General features: G+C 65.5%; 16 protein-coding genes and 1 pseudogene. 10 read left to right on the forward strand and 7 right to left on the reverse strand.

Annotated features, from left to right (window positions below):
• Positions 1-62 precede the first annotated feature (62 nt).
• The 7 genes and pseudogenes from IF803_RS26905 to IF803_RS26935 all read left to right on the forward strand — a co-directional run bounded on the left by IF803_RS26905 (position 63) and on the right by IF803_RS26935 (position 7,977).
• Positions 63-1,868: a gamma-glutamyltransferase family protein gene (locus IF803_RS26905; RefSeq protein WP_461194123.1), complete on the forward strand. Its 1,806-nt coding sequence runs from the start codon at positions 63-65 to the stop codon at positions 1,866-1,868.
• Positions 1,869-1,883: 15 nt separating this feature from the next.
• Positions 1,884-2,594, forward strand: coding sequence for a DUF1028 domain-containing protein (locus IF803_RS26910; protein WP_461194124.1), 711 nt, complete (start codon positions 1,884-1,886; stop codon positions 2,592-2,594).
• A pseudogene (locus IF803_RS26915) lies at positions 2,591-3,486 on the forward strand (ABC transporter ATP-binding protein). The gene IF803_RS26910 and the pseudogene IF803_RS26915 overlap by 4 nt, the downstream one beginning before the upstream one ends.
• Positions 3,483-4,580 (forward strand): ABC transporter ATP-binding protein, encoded by a 1,098-nt coding sequence (locus IF803_RS26920; protein ID WP_461194125.1) that lies wholly within the window; start codon positions 3,483-3,485, stop codon positions 4,578-4,580. Before IF803_RS26915 ends, IF803_RS26920 begins: the two are co-directional and overlap by 4 nt.
• Positions 4,581-4,597: 17 nt before the next feature.
• Positions 4,598-6,109 carry an ABC transporter substrate-binding protein gene (locus tag IF803_RS26925; protein ID WP_461194126.1) on the forward strand — a complete coding sequence of 504 codons (1,512 nt, stop codon included), beginning with the start codon at positions 4,598-4,600 and terminating at the stop codon, positions 6,107-6,109.
• Positions 6,110-6,140: 31 nt separating this feature from the next.
• Positions 6,141-7,082: an ABC transporter permease gene (locus IF803_RS26930; RefSeq protein ID WP_038383844.1), complete on the forward strand. Its 942-nt coding sequence runs from the start codon at positions 6,141-6,143 to the stop codon at positions 7,080-7,082.
• A 4-nt stretch (positions 7,083-7,086) separates the two neighbouring features.
• Entirely contained in the window at positions 7,087-7,977 is an 891-nt protein-coding gene (locus IF803_RS26935; RefSeq protein WP_461194128.1) for an ABC transporter permease, read from the forward strand.
• A gap of 257 nt (positions 7,978-8,234) precedes the next feature.
• On the opposite strand, the gene cnbZ is transcribed toward IF803_RS26935, so the two are convergent.
• The 6 genes from cnbZ to IF803_RS26965 all read right to left on the reverse strand — a co-directional run bounded on the left by cnbZ (position 8,235) and on the right by IF803_RS26965 (position 15,374).
• On the reverse strand, positions 8,235-8,978 hold the full coding sequence (cnbZ, locus tag IF803_RS26940) for a 2-amino-5-chloromuconate deaminase CnbZ (protein WP_461194130.1): 744 nt from the start codon (positions 8,976-8,978) through the stop codon (positions 8,235-8,237).
• 131 nt (positions 8,979-9,109) lie between these two features.
• Positions 9,110-12,211, reverse strand: coding sequence for a multidrug efflux RND transporter permease subunit (locus IF803_RS26945; RefSeq protein WP_461194131.1), 3,102 nt, complete (start codon positions 12,209-12,211; stop codon positions 9,110-9,112).
• An 81-nt stretch (positions 12,212-12,292) separates the two neighbouring features.
• The gene (locus tag IF803_RS26950; RefSeq protein ID WP_016842923.1) at positions 12,293-13,486 is read right to left on the reverse strand and encodes an efflux RND transporter periplasmic adaptor subunit; all 1,194 of its coding nucleotides are present in this window, start codon (positions 13,484-13,486) and stop codon (positions 12,293-12,295) included.
• A gap of 1 nt (position 13,487) precedes the next feature.
• Positions 13,488-14,189 carry a TetR/AcrR family transcriptional regulator gene (locus IF803_RS26955; protein WP_026192475.1) on the reverse strand — a complete coding sequence of 234 codons (702 nt, stop codon included), beginning with the start codon at positions 14,187-14,189 and terminating at the stop codon, positions 13,488-13,490.
• Between the two features lie 64 nt (positions 14,190-14,253).
• On the reverse strand, positions 14,254-14,844 hold the full coding sequence (locus tag IF803_RS26960) for a thiamine pyrophosphate-dependent enzyme (RefSeq protein WP_304499255.1): 591 nt from the start codon (positions 14,842-14,844) through the stop codon (positions 14,254-14,256).
• Positions 14,841-15,374 carry a thiamine pyrophosphate-binding protein gene (locus IF803_RS26965; RefSeq protein WP_018270486.1) on the reverse strand — a complete coding sequence of 178 codons (534 nt, stop codon included), beginning with the start codon at positions 15,372-15,374 and terminating at the stop codon, positions 14,841-14,843. The genes IF803_RS26960 and IF803_RS26965 overlap by 4 nt, the downstream gene beginning before the upstream one ends.
• A gap of 204 nt (positions 15,375-15,578) precedes the next feature.
• Between IF803_RS26965 and IF803_RS26970 the strand changes: the two genes are divergently transcribed.
• Complete coding sequence (locus IF803_RS26970; RefSeq protein WP_461194134.1) at positions 15,579-16,802, forward strand: cytochrome P450; 1,224 nt, start codon at positions 15,579-15,581, stop codon at positions 16,800-16,802.
• 117 nt (positions 16,803-16,919) lie between these two features.
• A complete protein-coding gene (gene rocD, locus IF803_RS26975; protein ID WP_304500246.1) occupies positions 16,920-18,134 on the forward strand; it encodes an ornithine--oxo-acid transaminase in 1,215 nt (404 codons plus the stop codon).
• Positions 18,135-18,655: 521 nt separating this feature from the next.
• Here the strand turns inward: rocD and IF803_RS26980 are convergent.
• A complete protein-coding gene (locus IF803_RS26980; protein WP_461194135.1) occupies positions 18,656-19,156 on the reverse strand; it encodes a hypothetical protein in 501 nt (166 codons plus the stop codon).
• A 12-nt stretch (positions 19,157-19,168) separates the two neighbouring features.
• Between IF803_RS26980 and IF803_RS26985 the strand changes: the two genes are divergently transcribed.
• Entirely contained in the window at positions 19,169-20,095 is a 927-nt protein-coding gene (locus IF803_RS26985) for a Spy/CpxP family protein refolding chaperone (RefSeq protein WP_461194136.1), read from the forward strand.
• The last annotated feature ends 188 nt before the right edge of the window (positions 20,096-20,283 follow it).

Genomic DNA, 20,283 nt, shown 5'->3' on the forward strand with positions numbered 1-20,283 from the left:
GCCTGTGATCAAGTGCGCCCGCCGAAGAGGTCCAACAACAAACCGACGAACGGTCAATCGCCATGAGCAACATCAACCCCGATCCGTTCACAACGCGGCCCGAGATCGAAGGCACCTTCGGCGTCGTCACCTCGACGCACTGGATCGCCACCGCGGTCGGCATGGCAACGCTGGAGAAAGGCGGCAACGCCTTTGACGCCGGAGTGGCCACCGCCTTCACGCTACAGGTGGTCGAGCCGCATCTGAACGGCCCCGGCGGCGACGTGCCGATCATCGTGCACGACGTCAAGCGCGGCAAGAGCGAGGTGATCTGCGGCCAGGGCCCGGCGCCGGCGAAGGCAACCATCGCGCATTACCGCAGCGAGGGGCTCGAGATGGTGCCCGGCACCGGCCTGCTTGCGGCCTGCGTGCCCGGCACATTCGAATCCTGGACGCTGCTGCTGCGCGACTACGGCACCATGAAGCTGCGCGACGTGCTGGAGCCCGCGATCGCCTACGCCCGCGACGGCTACCCGCTTGTCGAGCGTGCATCGGCCACCATCAAGACCGTCGAACAACTGTTCCGGAAATACTGGACCACATCGGCCGACGTCTATTTGCCTGGTGGCGAGGTGCCGAAGCCCGGCACCATCTTCACCAACAAGAAGCTCGCGGAAACTTACACACGCATCCTCGATGAGGCAGAGAGCGCCGGCAGTGACCGCGTCGCGCAGATCGAGCGCGCGCGGCAGGCCTGGTCGAAGGGCTTCGTCGCCGAGGCGATCGACAAGTTCTGTCGCACCCAGGAGGTGATGGACGTTTCCGGCTCGCCGCATCGCGGCGTGCTGTCGGCCGACGACATGGCACGCTGGCAACCGACCATCGAGGCGCCGCTCACCTATGATTACGGCCGCTACACCGTGCAGAAGGCCGGGGTCTGGAGCCAGGGTCCGGTGATGCTGCAGCAGCTCGCGCTGCTGAAGGGTTTCGAGCTCGACGGGCTCGATCCCGCAGGCCCCGATTTCATCCATCTGCAGATCGAAGCCGCCAAGCTCGCTTATGCCGATCGCGAGACGTTCTACGGCGATCCGAAATTCACCGCGATCCCGATCGAGACGCTGCTGTCCGATGCCTATAACAACGAACGGCGCAAGCTGATCTCAAAAGACAAGGCTTCGCTCGACTTCCGCCCCGGCTCGGTCGAAGGCTTCGGCGGCGTCGTAAAGTTGCGACACGCCGAAGGGCATCGCGAAGCGGTCGGCGCCATGGGCGCGGGCGAGCCGACCGTCGGCCGGTTCGGCGAGGTGCGCGGCGACACCGTGCATTTCGACATCATCGACAAGGCCGGCAACATGATCTCGGCGACGCCGTCCGGCGGCTGGCTGCAGTCCTCGCCGGTGATTCCCGAGATCGGCTTCTGCCTCGGCAGCCGCGCCCAGATGTTCTGGCTCGAGGAGAACCACCCTGCCTCGCTCGCGCCGGGCAAGCGGCCGCGCACCACGCTCTCGCCGACCATGGCGCTGCGCGACGGCGAGCCGTATCTCTCCTGGGGCTCGCCGGGCGGCGACCAGCAGGACCAGTGGATCACGCAGTTCTTCCTGCGCCATGTCCACGCCAAGCTCAATCTGCAGGAGGCGATCGACGCGCCGGCCTGGCACTCCGAGCATTTCCCGATTTCGTTCTGGCCGCGCACGTCGCGGCCCGGCGTGCTGGTGCTGGAAAACCGCGTGCCGAAATCGACCATCGACGAATTGAAGCGCCGCGGCCATGTGGTTGAGATCGGTCCCGATTGGTCGGAAGGCCGCCTCACCGCGGCCTCGAAGGTCGGTGCCCGCCGCCGCGCCGCCGCCAATCCGCGCGGCATGCAGGGTTACGCCGCAGGCCGCTAAGCACGAAGGTTTGAGATGACCTGGTCGATCATCGCCCGCGACAGCGCCACCGGCCAGCTCGGCATCGCCGTCGCGACGCGGTTCTTCGCGGTCGGCGCGCTGGTGCCGCACATCGCACCCGCAATCGGCGCGGTGGCGACGCAAGCGCTGGTCAATCCCTATTACGGCATCGACGGCCTCGCGCTGTTACGCGGCGGCAACAGCCCGTATGAGGTGATCGCGGCGCTGATTGCGCCCGACAGCGGCCGCGAGAGCCGGCAGGTCCATGTCATGGACGCCAGGGGCCGCATCGCGGCGCATTCCGGCAAGGACTGCATCGACTGGTTCGGCCATATCGCCGGCGACGGGTTCTCGATCGCCGGCAACATGCTGGCCGGACCCGCAGTGCTCGACGAGACCGCGCGCATTTATGCCGAGAACGAGAAGCTGCCGTTCGCGGAACGGCTGATCAAGGCGATGTTCGCCGGCGAAGCGGCCGGCGGCGACAAGCGCGGCAAGCAATCGGCGGCGCTTCTGATCCACGGCGCGGAGGAATGGCCGGCGCTCGACCTGCGCGTCGACGACCACGCCGATCCCCTGCGCGAGCTTGAGCGGCTGGAAGCCGTCAGCCGTGAGCACTGGGTGCCGTTCCGGAGCTTCATGCCGACCCGCGGCAACCCGGCCGGAACCAGCGATCGCGCCACAATCGACGCCGGCATCGCCACGGCAACCACGAGCCGCGAATGACGGCAGGCCCGCTGATCGAGATCGAAGGCCTGCGCGTCACCTTCCAGGGCGATGACGGCCGCAAGACGCATGCCGTCGACAGCGTCGATCTTTCCGTCGCCAAGGGCGCGACGCTCGGCCTCGTCGGCGAGTCCGGCTGCGGCAAGAGCGTGACCTCGCTCGCGATCATGGGGCTGTTGCCGAAGCAATCCGCCGCGGTCTCCGGCGCGATCCGCTTCGACGGCTTCGACCTGCTCGACGTGCCTGATACGACGCTGCGCGACCTGCGCGGCAATCGCCTTGCGATGATCTTCCAGGAGCCGATGACCTCGCTCAACCCGAGCTTCACCATCGGCGACCAGATCACCGAGACCATCTTGCGCCACCGCGGCGGCTCCCGGCGCGCGGCGCGCGAACGCACCATCGAGCTGCTGCGCCGCGTCCATATCCCCTCGCCCGAGAAACGCATCGACGAGTTTCCGCACAAGCTGTCCGGCGGCATGCGCCAACGTGTGATGATCGCGATGGCGCTGGCCTGCGATCCGCAGCTTCTGATCGCCGACGAGCCGACCACCGCGCTCGACGTCACCTTGCAGGCGCAGATCCTCGATCTGATGCGGGACTGTCTCTTATACACATCTGACGCTGCCGACGAACTATGTGTATAAGAGACAGTCCCTACACTGTCGGCCTGCTCGGCTCGATCCCGCGGCTCGACCGCCGCACCAGCCATCTCGCCACCATCGAGGGCATGGTGCCGAATATGGCCAACCCGCCCGCCGGCTGCCGCTTTGCCGCGCGCTGTCCGTTCGTGGAACTTGCCTGCACCCAAGCGCCGCCGCCGCTCGCGATGCTGAGCCCGACCCACGCCTCGCGCTGCATCCGCGCGCCGCTGGAGCGGCTGGTGTCATGACCGCGCTGCTCGAGGTCGAAGGGCTGGTGAAGCATTTCGTCGCCGAACGCTCGCTGATCGGCCGGCCGACCGCCCATGTGAAGGCAGTCGACGGCGTCAGCTTCACGGTCGAGGCCGGCAAGACGCTGGCGCTGGTCGGCGAATCCGGCTGCGGCAAATCCACCGTCAGCCGGCTGGTGCTGCGGCTGATCGAGCCGGATGCCGGACGGATCCGCTTCGAGGGCCGCGACCTCGGCACGCTCAATGCCGGGCAGCTGCGCGCATTCCGCCGCGACGCGCAGCTGATCTTCCAGGACCCCTACGCCTCGCTCAACCCGCGCATGACGGTGAGCCAGATCCTGACCGAGCCGCTGGCGCTGCATAGTCTCGTCCCGGCCGCGGACCGCCGCGCGCGGGTCGAGGAGCTGTTGCGTCTGGTCGGGCTCGAGCCGCGCTTCGCGCGGCGCTATCCGCATGAATTCTCCGGCGGCCAGCGTCAGCGCATCGCGATTGCCCGCGCGCTTGCGGTCGAGCCGAAGCTGATCATCTGCGACGAGCCGGTGTCGGCGCTCGACGTCTCGATCCGTTCCCAGATCCTGAATTTGCTGCGCGACCTGCAGGATCGCCTGAAGCTTGCCTACATCTTCGTCTCGCACGATCTGGCCGTTGTGAAGCACATCGCCGACCGCGTCGCGGTGATGAATCTCGGCACCATCGTCGAGACGGCGGATGCACAAGCGCTGTTCGCCGCGCCGCGCCATCCCTATAGCCGCGCGCTGCTGTCGGCGATCCCGGTGCCGAAGCCGCGCGCCAGGCGCAGCCGCATCGTGCTGGAGGGCGAGCTGCCGAGCGCGCTCAATCCGCCCTCCGGCTGCCGCTTCCATACCCGCTGCCCCTATGTGATCGCGCGCTGCCGCAGCGAAGTGCCGCAGTTGCGCGAAGATGGCACCGGATATGCAACGGCCTGTCACCGAACGGGCGAGCTGCCCGGCGCGGAGGCGATCGTGCCCTCCGATGGCGGGTTCTCGCCGACACTGGAAAAGCTGGTGGCGGCGTTCAATGCGGCGGAAGCCTCGGGGCAGCCCGGGGTTATTTCACAGGGAACAAAGGCGTAGGGAATAAGGGGTTGGCGATGAGATTTTGGCGCTTGGCGGTCCTGATGGCGGCCCTCGTGACCTGGTGCGGAACGAGCGCGCGTGCCGAGACGACACTTCGCATCGGGCTCGCCGAGGACCCCGACATCCTCGATCCTTCAATCGGACGCACCTATGTCGGCCGCATCGTCTTTTCAGCCTTCTGCGACAAGCTGTTCGACATTGACGAGAAGCTGAACATCGTTCCGCAGCTCGCGCTGTCCTACGAGAACTCGGCCGACGGCAAGGAGATGACGATCAAGCTCCGGCCGGGCGTCAAGTTCCACGACGGTGAGCCGTTTGACGCCGAAGCCGCCAAATTCTCGCTGGAGCGCCATCTGACGCTGCCGACCTCGTTTCGCAAACCGGAATTGGCTGCGCTCGACCACGTCGACGTCGTTGATCCCCTGACCATCAAGCTGGTGCTCAAGACGCCCTACTCGCCCCTGATCGCCCAGTTGACCGACCGCGCCGGCATGATGGTTTCGCCGAAGGCGGTGAAGGAAGCGGGCGACAAATTCGGGCTGCATCCAGTCTGCGCCGGACCCTACAAGTTCGTCGAACGCGTGCAGCAGGACCGCATGGTGTTCGAGAAATTCGGGGATTACTGGAACAAGGACAACGTCTTCATCGATCGCATCGTGTTCCTTCCTATCGTCGATGCCACGGTGCGGCTCGCCAATCTGAAATCCGGCGGGCTCGATCTGATCGAGCGCGTGCTCGCCACCGATATCAAGGACGTCCGAGCTGACAAGCGGCTCGTGCTGTCGACCGCACCTGAACTCGGCTATCTCGGCCTCACCATCAACATCGGCAACGACAAGAGCAAGGGGCCGCTCAGCCAGTCGGAAAAGGTGCGCCAGGCGCTCGATCTGTCGATTGACCGCGAGGCGCTCAACCAGGTCGTCTTCAACGGCGAGTTCACGCCGGGCAATCAGTGGGTCAGCCCGACGCATCCTTACTATCAGAAGGCGTTTCCGGTTCGCGGACGCGACATTGCCAAGGCCAAGGCGCTGCTGAAGGAGGCCGGTGTCACGCTGCCCGTCGCCATCGACTACATGGTCCCCAAAGGCGCCGAGAACGAAGCCGTAGCCCAGGTCGTGCAGTCGATGGCGGCCGAAGCAGGCTTTGACATCAAGATCCGCGTGGTCGAATTTGCGACGACTTTCAAGCAGGCCCAGGCCGGCGAATTTCAGGTGTTTCAGATCAACTGGAGCGGCCGGATCGACCCTGACGGCAATTCCTATGTCTTCCTGCACACCAAGGCGCCGCAGAACGATGGCGGCTATTCCAACGCGGAAGCCGACAAGTTGATGGAAGATGCGCGGCTGATCAATGATCCCGCCCAGCGCAAGGCAATCTACGAGAAGATGACTAGGGTCGTGCTCAATGACGAGCCGATCATCTACATCTATCACCGCACACTCCTGATCGCGCACTCCACCAAGGTCGAGGGTTACCGCCAAATGCCGGATGGATTGGTGCGCGTGGTCGGGCTGAAATTGAAATGATCGCCGCAGCGCAGGACACGCGGGGCCTACAATGCTGAACTTCCTCGCCAAGCGGCTGGTTCAGCTGGTCCCGACGCTGTTCTTCGTCTCGCTCCTGATCTTCTCGCTGCAACATTTGCTGCCGGGCGATCCGGCACTCGTCATGGCCGGCGAGGAGCGCGATCCGGCCGTCATCGAACAGATCCGCCAGCAATATCACCTGGATCAACCGATTCCGGTGCAATATGCCTATTGGGTCAAGGGCGTGCTCATGGGCGACCTCGGCGAGTCCCTGCGCAACAAGATGCCGGTGTCGAGCCTGATCGCGCAGAAGCTGCCGGTTACGATGCAAATCGCCGGCATGGCGATCGTGGTCGCCTTCCTGATCGGCATTCCCGCCGGCATCATCTCGGCGGTGAAGATCGGCACTGCGTGGGACTATGGCGCCAATTTATTCGCGCTGTGGGGTATCTCGACGCCAAATTTCTGGCTCGGCATCATGCTGATCTTCCTGTTCTCCGTCGAACTTGGCTGGCTGCCGGCCTCGGGCTACGTGCCGCTCAGCGAAAACTGGCGCGCGAGCCTCGCCGCGTCCGTCATGCCGGCCTTCGTGCTCGGCAATGCGATCGCGGCGATCCTGATGCGGCATACGCGAAGCGCGATGCTGCAGGTGCTGGAGAGCGACTATGTCCGTACCGCGCGGGCGAAGGGCCTGTCCGAGCGCACGGTGATCCTCAAGCATGCGATGCGCAACGCGCTGACACCGATCATCACGCTCGGCGCGCTCGAGCTCGGCACGCTGCTGTCGGGTGCGGTGCTCACCGAGCAGATCTTCTCGATCCCGGGCTTCGGCAAGCTGATCGTCGATGCCGTGTTCAACCGCGACTATGCCGTCGTGCAGGGCGTGGTGCTGACAACGGCGACGATCTACATCACGCTCAATCTGATCGCTGACATCGCCTACATCCTCGTCAACCCGCGGCTGAGGGGCTGATCGGATGACCGACGCTGCACTCGGCCCCCTCGCTCCGCTTGCCGCCGCCGAAACGCTCGAGAGCCCGGCGCGGCGCGCCTGGCGGCGGCTGATCCGGCGCAAGGGTGCCGTGCTCGGCCTCACCGTGATCGCGCTCTTTATCCTGCTCGCCGTGTTCGCGCCGCTGATCGTGCCCTATGATCCGGTCGCGACGAGCTGGTCGCTGGTGCGCAAGGCGCCGTCGGCGCAACACTGGTTCGGCACCGATGAACTCGGCCGCGACGTGTTCGCCCGCGTCGTGTTCGGCGCCCGCGCCTCGCTGCTTGCCGGCGTCATCTCGGTCGGCATCGCGCTTGCGATCGGCGTGCCGCTCGGCCTCGTCGCCGGCTATCGCGGCGGCTTCATCGACGCGCTGATCAGCCGCATCACCGATGCCATGCTGGCCTGCCCGTTCCTGATCCTGGCGATTGCGCTCGCGGCGTTCCTCGGCCCGAGTCTTAGCAATGCCATGATCGCGATCGGCGTCTCGGCGACCCCGATCTTCATCCGCCTGACCCGCGGCCAGGTGATGAGCGTCAAGGTCGAGGATTATGTCGAGGCGGCGCGCGCCATGGGCAATCCGCGCTGGCGGATCGCGCTGGTCCACATCCTGCCCAACATCCTGCCGGCGCTGCTGGTGCAGGCGACGCTGTCGATCGCGGCCGCGATCATCGCCGAGGCCGCGCTGTCGTTCCTCGGCCTCGGCCAGCAGCCGCCGGCGCCGTCCTGGGGCAGCATGCTCAACGCCGCGCAGCGCTTCCTGACCAGCGCGCCCTGGATGGCGGTCTGGCCGGGGCTTGCGATCTTCCTGGTCGTGCTGTCGTTCAATTTGGTCGGCGACGGCCTGCGCGACGCGCTTGATCCGAAGGCGCGGTGACCGGTCGGCCGTATCGAGCGCGCGCCATTCTTCCCCGTCACCCTGAGGAGCGCGGAACGCGCGTCTCGAAGGGTCGACGGCCCGGCTGGTGGCCGTGCATCCTTCGAGGCTCGCTTCGCTCGCACCTCAGGATGACGGGGAGAGTTGCGTGACACCAAGTTCTCGTCATTGCGAGCGAAGCGAAGCAATCCATCATCACCGAGCATGCGGAGCTATGGATTGCTTCGTCGCTTCGCTCCTCGCAATGACGACGGAAGCTAAATCACGACCTCGCGCAACACCCTCCTGCAATCCATCTCGTATTCGAGATCGACCACCGGCGGGCGGCAGAAGTGCCAGGTCAGGCCGGAGCGGGTGGCGCCGCGGCGGACCAGTTCGTCGACGAGCACCGGATGGATGTCGTGCACGGTGTAGGCCTGCACCGCCGTCGTCTCCTGCCAGCCGAAGCTGAACTCCGCCAGACGCCGCTCCATCTCGCTCGCGGTGAAGCGGACCTTCTCGCGCCACGCGCCGGGACTGAGATCGCGATAGCAAACGATGCGGTCGGGATAGCTGGCGGTGCCGCCGCGTGCCTCGGCGCCACCGGCGATCACGAAGGACGGCGACGTCGTCGTGCTCGGCCGCGTGAACGAGAACGCATGGAACGATGGCTCGCCCGGCGGATCGATCTCGGGACAGACATTGCTGCGCGCCACCGGATTGATGGTGCCGTCGAACAGGCCCCATTCGGCGAGCGTCTTGACGTAGTGCTGGTTGAAAGCCCGGAAGCCGTCCTCGGTGAAGGCGGCCGGCGAACGCAATTCGCAGGCGCAGAACGCGGTCAGCGGCCGGCCGGCGTCCCGGATGTAGGCCGCGATCCGCGCAAAGCCTTCCGCGAGCGGCAGCAGGCGATCGAAGCGCACCCGCTCGATCTCATAGCCCGCGTTCGCCTGCGCGCCGCTTGAATATTGGAACACGGCCGGAATGAACCGGTAGTTGCCCGCCGCAAACTCGCTCGCCATGCCTGTTTCCTCCGGATTTCCTGAGGCGAGTATTTTCTGCCCGCCGTCGGCAAAGCCTATCACGGGACAAAGAAAAGGCGGCAGTGGCTTTCGCCAGTGCCGCCTTCTCTGCGAGCATGAGCTTGGAGGGCTCAGGTCGGTTTCAGCGCGCCGCCACGCTGGTCGAGCTCGTAGTCGGCGATCTGCTTGGCGCGATCGGAATGGGCCGCGGCCTGGTGGTCGGTCGCGATCACCGTGTAGACCATCGGCAGCACGAACAGCGTGAACAGCGTGCCGATCGTCATACCGGCCACGACGACAAGCCCGATCGAGAAGCGGCTGGCAGCGCCCGCGCCCGAGGCCGTGAGCAGCGGCAGCAGGCCGGTGACCATGGCCGCCGTCGTCATCAGGATCGGACGCAGGCGGATCCGGGCGGCCATCTCGATCGCCGCGCGGCGGTCGAGTCCCTCGTTGAGCTGCAACTCGTTGGCGAACTCCACCATCAGGATGCCGTGCTTGGTGATCAGTCCGACCAGCGTCAGCAGGCCCACCTGGGTGTAGATGTTCATGGTGGCGACGCCGAAGAACAGCGGGATCAAGGCGCCGACGATCGCCATCGGCACGGAGATCATGATGACGAACGGATCGCGCAGGCTCTCGAACTGCGCCGCCAGCACCAGGAAGATGATGATGATGGCGAACGCGAAGGTGACCAGCAGCTGGTTGCCTTCGTGGACGTATTGCCGGGAGTCGGCCAGGAAGTCGTAGGTGAAGCCGGACGGCAGCTTCTTGGCTTCACCCTGCAGGAACTCCACCGCCTGGCCCATCGAGACGCCGGGCATCGGCACGGCCTGGAAGGTCGACGAGTTGAGCTGGTTGTAGTGGGTCAGCGCATTGGGATCGACGCCGGTCTCGACCGAAACCACGGTCGACAGCCGCACCAGCTGCCCGGTCGCGGTGGGAACGTAGTAATCGTTGAATGCCTCGGGCGCGAGCCGGCTGGCGCGCGGCACCTGCGGGATCACCTGGTAGGAGCGCCCTTCCAGATTGAAGCGGTTGACGTAGTTGCCGCCGAGCAGCGTCGCCAGGGCGCCACCGATCGACTGCATGGTGATGCCGAGGTCGCTCGCCTTGGAGCGATCGACCTTCACCCGGACCACCGGCTGGTTGAAGTCGAGATCGCTGTCGGTGACGATGAACAGGCCGCTCTTGCGCGCCGCATCCTTCAGCTTGCTCATCTGGTCGAACACCTGCTGGAATCCGGCCGTCGAAGAGATCACCATCTGCACCGGCAGACCGCCGGGGCCGCCGGGCAGCGGCGGCAGGCTGAACGCGAACGCGCTGATGCCCTCGATCTTGGACAGCTCGGCCTGAACCAGCGGCTGCAGCGCCTGCGCGCTGCGCTTGCGCTCATCCCACGGCTTGAGCAGCATGCCGGCGAAGCCGCCCTGCGGACCGGTGATGCCGTTCAGGATGAACCGCAGGTCGGTCTCGGGAAACTTCTGGAACTCCTTGTCCATCTTGTCGCCGTAGAAATCGATGTAGTCGATGTTGGCGTATTTCGGCGCCTTGGTCACCGCGAACACGATGCCCTGGTCTTCCTGCGGCGCCAGCTCCTTCTGGATGTGCATGTAGAGGAAGCCGACCAGACCGAGGATGGTCACGGCGAACAGCGCCGTGATCGGGCGGTAGTCGAGCGAACGGTCGAGCTGACGGCCATAGGCCCGCGTCAACGCGCCGAACACGCGATTGACCAGCCTGGCGAACCGCCCCTCGTCCGCGCTCTTGAGGAACACCGAACACATCATCGGCGACAGCGTCAGCGCGATCACGCCTGACACGATCACCGAGCCGGCCAGCGTGAAGGCGAATTCGCGGAACAGCGTGCCGGTCACGCCGCCGAGGAAGCCGATCGGCGCGTACACCGCCGCCAGCGTAATCGTCATGGAGACGACGGGACCGACGATCTCGCGGGCACCCTTTAGCGAAGCCTGCACCGGTGGCAGGCCCTCCTCGAGATGCCGATGGATGTTCTCCACCACCACGATCGCGTCGTCGACCACGAGACCGATCGCCAGCACCATCGCCAGCAGCGTCAGCAGGTTGAAGCTGAAGCCGGCGGCCAGCATCAGGATGCAGACGCCGATCAGCGACAGCGGGATGGTGACGACGGGAATGATCACCGACCGCAGCGAGGCCAGGAACAGGAAGATGACGACGACGACGATCAGCACCGCTTCGGTGAGCGTCTTCTCGACCTCATCGATCGACGATTGAATGAACTTGGTGGAATCGTAGGCCACCTTCATCTTCATCGACGGCGGCAGGTTGCGCTCGAGGTCGGGGAACAGCGCGCGCACGCCCTTCACCAGGGTCAGCGGGTTGCCCTGCGGCGTCGCCTTGATGCCGATGAAGATCGCATGCTCGCCGTTGAAGGCGACGCTGGCGTCCGTGCTTTGCGCCGCGAGCTCCACCGTCGCGATGTCCTCGATGCGCACGAAGCCGCCGTCCTTCGCCTTCACGATCATCCGCTTGAACTGATCGATGTTCTGAAGATCGGTATTGGCTGAGACGTTGGAGACGATGAAGAAGCCTTTGGTCTGGCCGGCGGCGGCCTGGAAGTTGTTGGCGGCGATCGCGGCGGCGACGTCGTTGGGCGACACGCCGCGTCCGGCCATGCGGGTCGGATCGAGCCAGACGCGCATCGCAAAAGTCTGGCCGCCGAGGATGTCGGCCGACGCGACGCCATCGACCGTCGAGAGCACCGGCTGCACGACGCGGGTCAGGTAGTCGGAGATCGACGATCCGGTCAGCTCTTCGCTGGAGAAGCCGAGATACATCACGGCGATGGTGTCACCGGTCGCCTTGGTCACGACCGGATCGAAGGCTTCCTTCGGGATCAGGTATTTGACCGAGTTGACCTTGGCGAGCACCTCGGTCAGCGCCTGGTTCGGATCGTGATTGAGTTTGACGTAAACCTGAATCGTCGAGGTGCCGAGCACCGAATTCGACGTCATGTAGTCGACGCCTTCGGCCGACGCGACGGCCTGCTCGATCGGCGTGGTGATGAAGCCGTTGATCAGCTCGGGCGAGGCACCGGGGTATGACGTGGTGATCGTCACGACGGTGTTCGAAAGATTCGGATATTGCCGGATTGGCAAAACCATCGCCGCGCGCAGGCCGATCAGCAGGATCAGCAGGCTGACGACGACCGACAGCACCGGGCGCTTGATGAAAATATCAGTGAAGGCCATCGCCAACTCGATTCGTGTTCTGCCGTCTTGCGGCAAGATGTGGCGGAGGGCCGATGGCCCTCCGAGTTCGATGAATGAAGATCAGTAGCGCGGCGGTTCGGCCGGAACCGGCGGCGGCGGATCGGTCGAGATCGCAACTGCCATGCCCGACTGCAGCTTGATCTGGCCGACGGCGACGACCTTGTCCCCAGCCTTCAGGCCCTTGAGGATCTCGACCCGGCCCTCGACGCGGTTGCCCGTCTTCACGAAGGTGCGGTCCGCGGTCAGGGTGGTCTTGCCGTCGTCGCCCTTCTTCTCGGTGATCAGGAACACCGAGTCGCCGTACAGCGTGTAGTCGACCGCGGTTTCGGGAATGGTCACGACCGGCGGCTTCCCGGGCAGCACGATCGTGGTGGTCGCGAACATGCCCGGCTTGAGGATGCTGTCCGGATTCTGGATCGTGGCCTGAACCCGGATGTTGCGGGTGTCGGTCGCGATCTGCGGCTCGATGGTCGTGATCTTGCCCTCGAAGGTGCGGCCCGGATAGGCGTCGACCGAGACCCGTACGGCCTGGCCGACCTTGATCTGCGAGCTCTGCTTCTCGGTGACGGTCAGGTTGGCGTACAGCACCGACAGATCGGTCAGCGACACGATCTGGGTGCCGGCCGTCAGGTACTGGCCGACTTCGACCTGGCGCACGCCGAGATCGCCTTCGAACGGTGCGCGCACCAGCTTCTGCGAGATCAGCGCTTCGGTCTTGGCAATGCCCGCCTTGGCCTGGTCGTAAGCCGCCTGCGCGGTGTCGACGGTCGATTGCGGACCGAACTGGCGCGACGCGAGTTGCTTGGCGCGGTCGAGCTGCAGCTCGCCGACGGTCGCCTGCGCCTTGTAGTTGGCGAGGTCGCCCTGCTCCGGTGCGTCGAACAACTGCACCAGCGGCGTGCCGGCCTTTACGTGGCTGCCGGCGGTGAACAGGATCTCGGTGATGCGGCCCGGCACGTCGGTCGTGACGTTGACCTGGTGCACGGCGACGAGATCGCCGACGGCGGTCAGCAGGTTCGGAATCACCTCCGTCTTCGCCTCGACGGCCGACACGTTCGCCGGCGGCGGCTTATTGTTGGCAAAGAACTGCGCGATCATGTGGCTGCGGAAGGCATTGAAGCCGACCAGCGCACCGACGAGCAGGGCCAGCAACAGGCCTACGATGATGAACCAGCGCACCATGCGGACGGGACGCTTGGCTTGCTTCTCCTTGATCGGTTGCCCCGAGATGTGGCTTTCGGTCTGAATATTCATGTCATGCACTTTCTGCAGTTACCGACGGTCCTGCGATCGGCGACGGCTGGCGGCCCAAATGAGTTGAAATTGCGGCTTCGGTAAGTCCGATGCCGCGAAGGATGAATTGGCAAAGCTGGCGCTCGGCCGCGGCGGCATCGCCGTAGGGGAGGCATGGTGTCGCAGGCAGCTGGGTCAGCGCACCCATCAGCACGGTATGGTGCGCAAACCAGAACAGGTTGAGCGGCTCGTCGCCGATCTTCGTGGCCTCGCCGGCGGCGATCGCCCGCTCGAGCGAGGCGGCGAAGGTCGGACCGATCAGCTTGCCGACCTTGTCGTAGAGCAGGCGCGCAAACTCGCCGTCGTCGAGATGGCTCGTCACCATCAGCCGCATCCGCTGCGCCTCTTCCTGGTCCGGCGCATCACGCAGCTGCATGAAGTGACCGACCATGCCTTGCACCAGCTCGACCAGCGTCGCAGTCGAGGGCTCCTGCCCGAGCAGGTGCGCGAGATCGGGATCCGCCTCGCACTCTTCGGCAAGGATCTCGGCATAGAGCGCCGCCTTGGACGGGAAATGCTTGAAAAGCAGCCCTTCCGAAATGGCAGCCGCGGCCGCCACGCTCTTTGTCGTGGTGCCGGCGAAGCCGTTGCGGGCGAAACACCGCTTTGCGGCGCTCAGGATCAACTGACGCCGCAAGTCACTCGTCATGCGTAAGGTAGACATTTGGGTCGTGAGTAATCACTCACTTTACCAAAAGTCAAGGTTCTATTGCACCGCGAAAGCCACTTTAAATAGGAGTGTGGCCGATCGACCCTCTGATGCGGTTCACGAGGTAGGTACCGTCGCGGCTGGACAGCACGCGCTCCAGATTGGCCCCGTCGATCTTGGCGCTGGCGAACCGCGGCCCCGCCGTAACATCTTGCAAAGACGAGGCAAAAGCCTCGACCTCAGCCATCGTGCTGATCGCCCGGCTATCTCCGATTCCGCAGGCTTTGGCAACACCGACCAGGTCGGCAGGCCCGCCGGTGTGGCTGGCCTGGCCGCCGGTCTCGCCATAAGCCTCGTTGTCCAGCACGATGATCGACAGATTTTTGGGCTGCTGCAGGCCGACGGTGGCAAGGCTCCCCATCCCCATCAGCATCTCGCCGTCGCCGGTGATCACGACGACCGGCAGCGTCGGCTGGGCCAGCGCGAGGCCGAGCCCGATCATCACGGCGCCGCCCATGCCGCCCCAGAGATAGAAGTTGCGGTCGTGGTCGCCGGCGGCGGCGATGTCATAGGTCGAGGCGCCGAGGCCGCCGACGGCGAAGGCGCCCTTGCGATCCCTGAGCAGTTCGGAAACGACGGCACGGCGGTCGAGGAGATTGGCTTTGCTCATTTGGTGAAGACCTTTGCCCCGATCAGGCGCTGCGACAGCAGGACGGCGGTGGGCGTGCAGGCGTTATAGGCCTGCGCTGCGCCGGCCTCGACGACTTCGCGGACCTCTTCAGGGTGCGAGGCGCGCAGCACCTTGATCCCGGACAGTTCGAGGATCCCTTGCGTGTTCGAGCCCATCGGCACCTGCCAGGGATTGAACTCGCCCCATTCGCCGCGCATCGTCACCAGCGTGAGGAACGGCAAGCGGAAGATCTGCACCAGCGACAGCATGTTGATGCAATTGCCGACCCCGCTCGACTGCATCAGCAGCACGCCGCGCTGGCCGCCGGCCCAGGCGCCCGCGAGCAGCGCCACGCCCTCCTCCTCGGTGGTCAGCGCAATGCCGCGCATCGAGGACGACCCCAGCACCCGCTCGATCAGCTCTGAATGCCCGGCGTCCGGCACGTAGGGCACCTGACGCACCTCGAAGCGCTGCAATATCGAGAAGATCTCCTCGGGCCAGGAGGCCGCAGTGTCGGCACGGGCATGCATTGGCGTTTCCGGTCTTGTTGTTTGGTCGCGACTGTAGAGGGGCGCGCGCGCTTCATCAAAGCGCAAAACCGCATATGGCTCTGCGATTTACTCGCACCACGCGACGCCGGGCGCGCTGTGCCCGGCGCCTGGCAAATTGTGTTGCGCGGCCGCCGCCCGCGGCTTACGATAGTTGCAAATGAAACTAATTGGGTTGGATGCGCCATGAACGAACACGCGCGCGAGCTGGCTGACGGCTTCGACCTGGAGAAGCTGACGCCGGAGTTCTACGCCGACCCCTACCCGACCTATCGCGCGTTGCGCGAGAACGCGCCGGTCAAGCGGCTGCCGAACGGCTGCTATTTTCTCACCCGCTACGACGACCTCATCGCTGCCTACAAGAACACCAAGGTATTCTCCTCCGACAAGAAGAAGGAGTTCTTGCCGAAATACGGCAACTCGCTGCTCTACGAGCATCACACGACCAGCCTCGTCTTCAACGATCCGCCGGCGCATACCCGCGTGCGGCGGCTGATCATGGGCGCATTGTCGCCGTGGGCGATCGCCGGCATGGAGCCTGACCTGATCGCGCTGGTCGACAGCCTGCTCGACCGGATCGAGACCCGCGACCGCTTCGAGTTGATCGGCGACTTCGCCTCGGCAATTCCGGTCGAGGTGATCGGCAATCTGCTCGACGTGCCGCACGACGAACGCGAGCCGCTGCGCGACTGGTCGCTGGCGATTCTGGGCGCGCTGGAGCCGGTGATCGGCAAGGACGCGTTCGACCGCGGCAACAATGCGGTGAAGGATTTTCTCGCCTATCTCGAAACGCTGGTTGAACGCCGCCGCAAGAAGCCTGGCAATCCGGAACGCGACGTGCTGACAAGGCTGATCCAGGGCGAGGACAATGGCGAGCGGCTGACCGCGAAGGAATTGCTGCACAACTGCATCTTCCTGCTCAACGCCGGCCATGAGACCACGACCAATCTGATCGGCAATGGGTTGGTGACGCTCACCCAAAATCCGGATCAGAAGCAACGGCTGATCGCGCAACCCGAGTTGATCAAGACCGCGGTCGAGGAGATGCTGCGCTACGAAAGCTCGAACCAGCTCGGCAACCGCATGATCGTGGAAGAGACCGAGCTTGGCGGCATCAAGCTGCCGGCGGGCACGCTGGTCACGCTGTGCATCGGCGCCGCCAACCGCGACCCGGCGCAATTCCCCAATCCCGAAGGCTTCGACGTCGCGCGCACGCCGAACCGGCACCTCGCCTTCGGCACCGGCGCGCATCAATGCGCCGGCATGGCGCTGGCGCGGCTCGAAGGCGCCATCGCGATCTCGCGGTTCCTTGAACGCTTCCCGAACTACGCGCTCGACGGCGAGCCGGTGCGCGGCGGGCGGGTGCGCTTCCGCGGCTTCCTCAGCGTGCCCTGCAGCATCAGCGCATAAACTGTCGCCTGCGAATTTGGCCGGCGACACACTTCCCTGTGGAGGAACCGATGCCCAAATCAACTGCAGGCACGATTTGATGTAATCTCTGGTGCGCTGCAGCGGGAGTGACGCATGATGAATGCATCGGTCACTGATTTCCTCGCAACCGAAGCGCAGTTCGGCACCTACAATTATGAGCCGATCGGGGTCGTGCTGTCCCGCGGCGAAGGCGTCTGGGTCTGGGATACCGATGGCAACCGGTATCTCGACTGTCTCTCCGCCTATTCGGCGGTGAGCCAGGGCCACTGCCATCCGAAGATCCTCGCCGCAATGATCGAGCAGGCGCATCGGCTGACGCTGACCTCGCGCGCCTTCCACAACGACCAGCTCGCTCCCTTCTACCGCGAGCTCGCGGAACTGACCGGCTCGCACAAGGTGCTGCCGATGAACAGCGGCGCCGAGGCGGTGGAGAGCGCGATCAAGTCGGTGCGCAAATGGGCCTATGAGGTCAAGGGCGTGCCGGACGGGCAGGCCGAGATCATCGTCTGCGCCAATAATTTCCACGGACGCACGCTCGGCATCGTCGGCTTCTCGACCGACCCCGGTTCGCGCGACCATTTCGGCCCGTTCGCGCCGGGCTTCAAGATCATCCCGTTCGGCGATGCCGCCGCGCTCGAGCAGGCGATCACGCCGAACACCGCGGCCTTCCTGGTCGAGCCGATCCAGGGCGAAGCCGGCGTCGTGATTCCTCCGCCAGGCTATTTCGTCCGCGTGCGCGAGCTGTGCACCGCGCACAATGTAATGCTTGTGCTCGACGAGATTCAGACTGGGCTCGGCCGCACCGGCAAGCTGCTCGCCGAGCAGCACGAAGGGATCGAAGCCGACGTGACGCTGCTCGGCAAGGCGCTGTCGGGCGGCTTCTATCCGGTGTCGGCGGTGCTTTCCAACAACGCCGTGCTCGGCACGTTGCGGCCGGGCCAGCACGGCTCGACCTTCGGCGGCAACCCGCTGGCCTGCGCGGTGGCGCGGGCGGCGCTACGCGTGCTGATCGACGAGGGAATGATCGAGAACGCGTCGCAACAGGGCGCGCGCTTCCTCGCCGGATTGCAGGACATCCGCGCCAACGTCATCCGCGAGGTGCGCGGGCGCGGGCTGATGCTGGCGATCGAGCTGCATCCGGAAGCCGGCGGTGCCCGCCGCTACTGTCTGGCGCTGCAGGCGCGCGGCATCCTCGCCAAGGACACCCACGAGCACACCATCCGGATCGCTCCGCCGTTGGTAATCACGGGCGATCAGGTCGACTGGGCGACGGAGCGGATCGCGGCGGCCCTCACGCAGGATGTCTCCTGACGGTTCCCTGGTCGGAAGACCGTAACGCCGGCCGTAACCACAACGAACGAATCCGACGTCAGTGCGTTAAAGCACTGCGGGCGACTGTTGAAACGAGAGCTACGCTCATGCTTTCCCGTCGCGCTTTGTTTGTTGTCTTTTCGATTGGCAGCTCGATGCTCGTGGCGAACGGCGGCGCGTCCGCCCAGCCACACGGAAAGGGTCCACCGGCGGCAAGGCCGGCTGCACCGGCCGCAATGGCGCGTCCCGCCCCGATGGTACACGCCGCCCCTCCCGCGATGGCCAGGCCGCCCGCAATGGCGAGACCGCCTGCAATGGCGCGGCCACCCGCGATGGCACGACCGGCGGCACCCGCGTTCCACGCCCCGCAGCGACCGGCGATGGCGCCGCGCCCGGCACCGCATTTCGCCGCCCCGTCGGTACGCCAGGCCCCCCATATCGCCGCGCCGCGTGTCGCAACGCCACGCCCCGAATTCCGTCGAGGAGCGCCGCAGCGTCAGGCTCCGCATATCGCGGCGCCATCACGCCCGAGCCCACCGTCGCGCTTGAGCGAGCGGCCGTCGCCGACGGAGCGCGTTCAACAGCGCGCGCAGCAGCATCAGCAAATGATCCAGCAACGCCAGCAGGCGGCGCAGCAGCGGCAGCGTGACGCGTTCTCGCGCCAGACCACCGAGCGGCAAACCCGGATCGATCGCCTGCAGCAACGCGTGCAGCAATTGCAGTCGCAAAAGGTGCAAGGCGCACGCGCGCAACGCGTCCATGACCGTACCCTGCAGGCGCAGAACCGCCTGTTGCAACGCGAGCAGCGTGCGCAGCAAACCGACGTTGCCCGCCAGCAGAGATTGGCGCCGGCAGCGGCAGCGACGGTTGGAGCCGCGGTCGCGACCACGGCCGCGACGCACGCGGCTCAGCGCGAGCGATTTGCCGCGCACTTCCGCGAGCAGGCAGGTGCGCAAGGCCAGGCCGCGCTTGCCGCGCGCGAGAGCGGCTGGGCGCCCCGGCATGCCTGGCGACGCGGCCATCGCGCGGCGTTCGTGGCGTGGCTTGGCCCGGTGTTCTGGCCCTACGCCTATTCGGATATTTTTGACTACACGTTCTGGTCCTATGCCTACGAGCCCGGTTATTGGGCCTATGCCTATGACGACTTCGTCGACACCGTATTCTGGGACACCAACAGTCCCTATTCCGCCTACGCCAGCATCAACCCGGATGACTATCGGGGCGCCGCAGGCCGTAATCGGTCTCGTCCGCGCACCGACATGAGTCCGCAGGCGATCCAGCAGCTGTGCGGAGAACCGGACAAGGGCGTCACGGCCTGGCCGCTTGCCGACATCACGCGTGCGGTACGGCCCAGCGCCGAGCAGCGCACGCTGCTCGACGAGCTGAGGACGGCGGCGACCAGGGCTGCCAATGTCTTCAAGGACTCCTGCACGGACAGCTATGCCATGACGCCAACCGGCCGCTTGCGGTCGATGCAAAACCGCATCAGCGCGACGCTCGAGGCGATCAAGATCGTGCGGCCGGCGCTGGAGAATTTCTACAGCTCGCTCAGCGACGAGCAGCAGGCCCGCTTCAATGCGCTCGGTCCACATGTCGGCGAGCGTTCACCGCAGCAGCAGAGGGCGACCGCGCAAACCGGCAATTGCGGCGATTCGAAATCCGACCTGGCCCGGCTGCCGATCAACCGGATCGCGGCCTCGCTTCATCCGGCGGGCAAGCAAAAGGAAGCGCTCGACCGCCTGAGCGATGCGACCACAAAAGCCATCGCGGATTTGCAGGCGGCCTGTCCGAACGACGTGCCGCTGACGCCGGTCGGCCGGCTGGAGGCGATGCAGCACCGGCTCGAGGCCATGCAAAAGGCCGCGAAGCTGATCGAGCCTGCACTGGATGAGTTCTATACGATGCTGAGCAGCGAGCAGAAAGCCCGCTTCAACACGTTGCAACAGGTCGCGAGCCCCTGAGACGGCCGGCGGGCGATCTGGATCGCCGGGTGCGCCATAGGACGCCTGTCCCCCATCTTGCCTTTGCGGCCGACGCGCAGCAATGTCTGTCACCGGCATCCCGATGCGATGCCGAATGACGGGGCGGGAATGACGCGCGGCTGGATGAACACTGGCGAGCTACGCGAGCGCTGGGGCGATTCCTTATT

Source organism: Bradyrhizobium sp. UFLA06-06 (assembly GCF_054820065.1).

Coding starts and splice junctions, on each gene's coding strand:
- IF803_RS26905 (WP_461194123.1), top strand. CDS start 63: ATGAGCAACATCAACCCCGATCCGTTCACAACGCGGCCCGAGATCGAA.
- IF803_RS26910 (WP_461194124.1), top strand. CDS start 1,884: ATGACCTGGTCGATCATCGCCCGCGACAGCGCCACCGGCCAGCTCGGC.
- IF803_RS26920 (WP_461194125.1), top strand. CDS start 3,483: ATGACCGCGCTGCTCGAGGTCGAAGGGCTGGTGAAGCATTTCGTCGCC.
- IF803_RS26925 (WP_461194126.1), top strand. CDS start 4,598: ATGAGATTTTGGCGCTTGGCGGTCCTGATGGCGGCCCTCGTGACCTGG.
- IF803_RS26930 (WP_038383844.1), top strand. CDS start 6,141: ATGCTGAACTTCCTCGCCAAGCGGCTGGTTCAGCTGGTCCCGACGCTG.
- IF803_RS26935 (WP_461194128.1), top strand. CDS start 7,087: ATGACCGACGCTGCACTCGGCCCCCTCGCTCCGCTTGCCGCCGCCGAA.
- cnbZ (WP_461194130.1), bottom strand. CDS start 8,978: ATGGCGAGCGAGTTTGCGGCGGGCAACTACCGGTTCATTCCGGCCGTG.
- IF803_RS26945 (WP_461194131.1), bottom strand. CDS start 12,211: ATGGCCTTCACTGATATTTTCATCAAGCGCCCGGTGCTGTCGGTCGTC.
- IF803_RS26950 (WP_016842923.1), bottom strand. CDS start 13,486: ATGAATATTCAGACCGAAAGCCACATCTCGGGGCAACCGATCAAGGAG.
- IF803_RS26955 (WP_026192475.1), bottom strand. CDS start 14,189: ATGTCTACCTTACGCATGACGAGTGACTTGCGGCGTCAGTTGATCCTG.
- IF803_RS26960 (WP_304499255.1), bottom strand. CDS start 14,844: ATGAGCAAAGCCAATCTCCTCGACCGCCGTGCCGTCGTTTCCGAACTG.
- IF803_RS26965 (WP_018270486.1), bottom strand. CDS start 15,374: ATGCATGCCCGTGCCGACACTGCGGCCTCCTGGCCCGAGGAGATCTTC.
- IF803_RS26970 (WP_461194134.1), top strand. CDS start 15,579: ATGAACGAACACGCGCGCGAGCTGGCTGACGGCTTCGACCTGGAGAAG.
- rocD (WP_304500246.1), top strand. CDS start 16,920: ATGAATGCATCGGTCACTGATTTCCTCGCAACCGAAGCGCAGTTCGGC.
- IF803_RS26980 (WP_461194135.1), bottom strand. CDS start 19,156: ATGGCCGCGTCGCCAGGCATGCCGGGGCGCCCAGCCGCTCTCGCGCGC.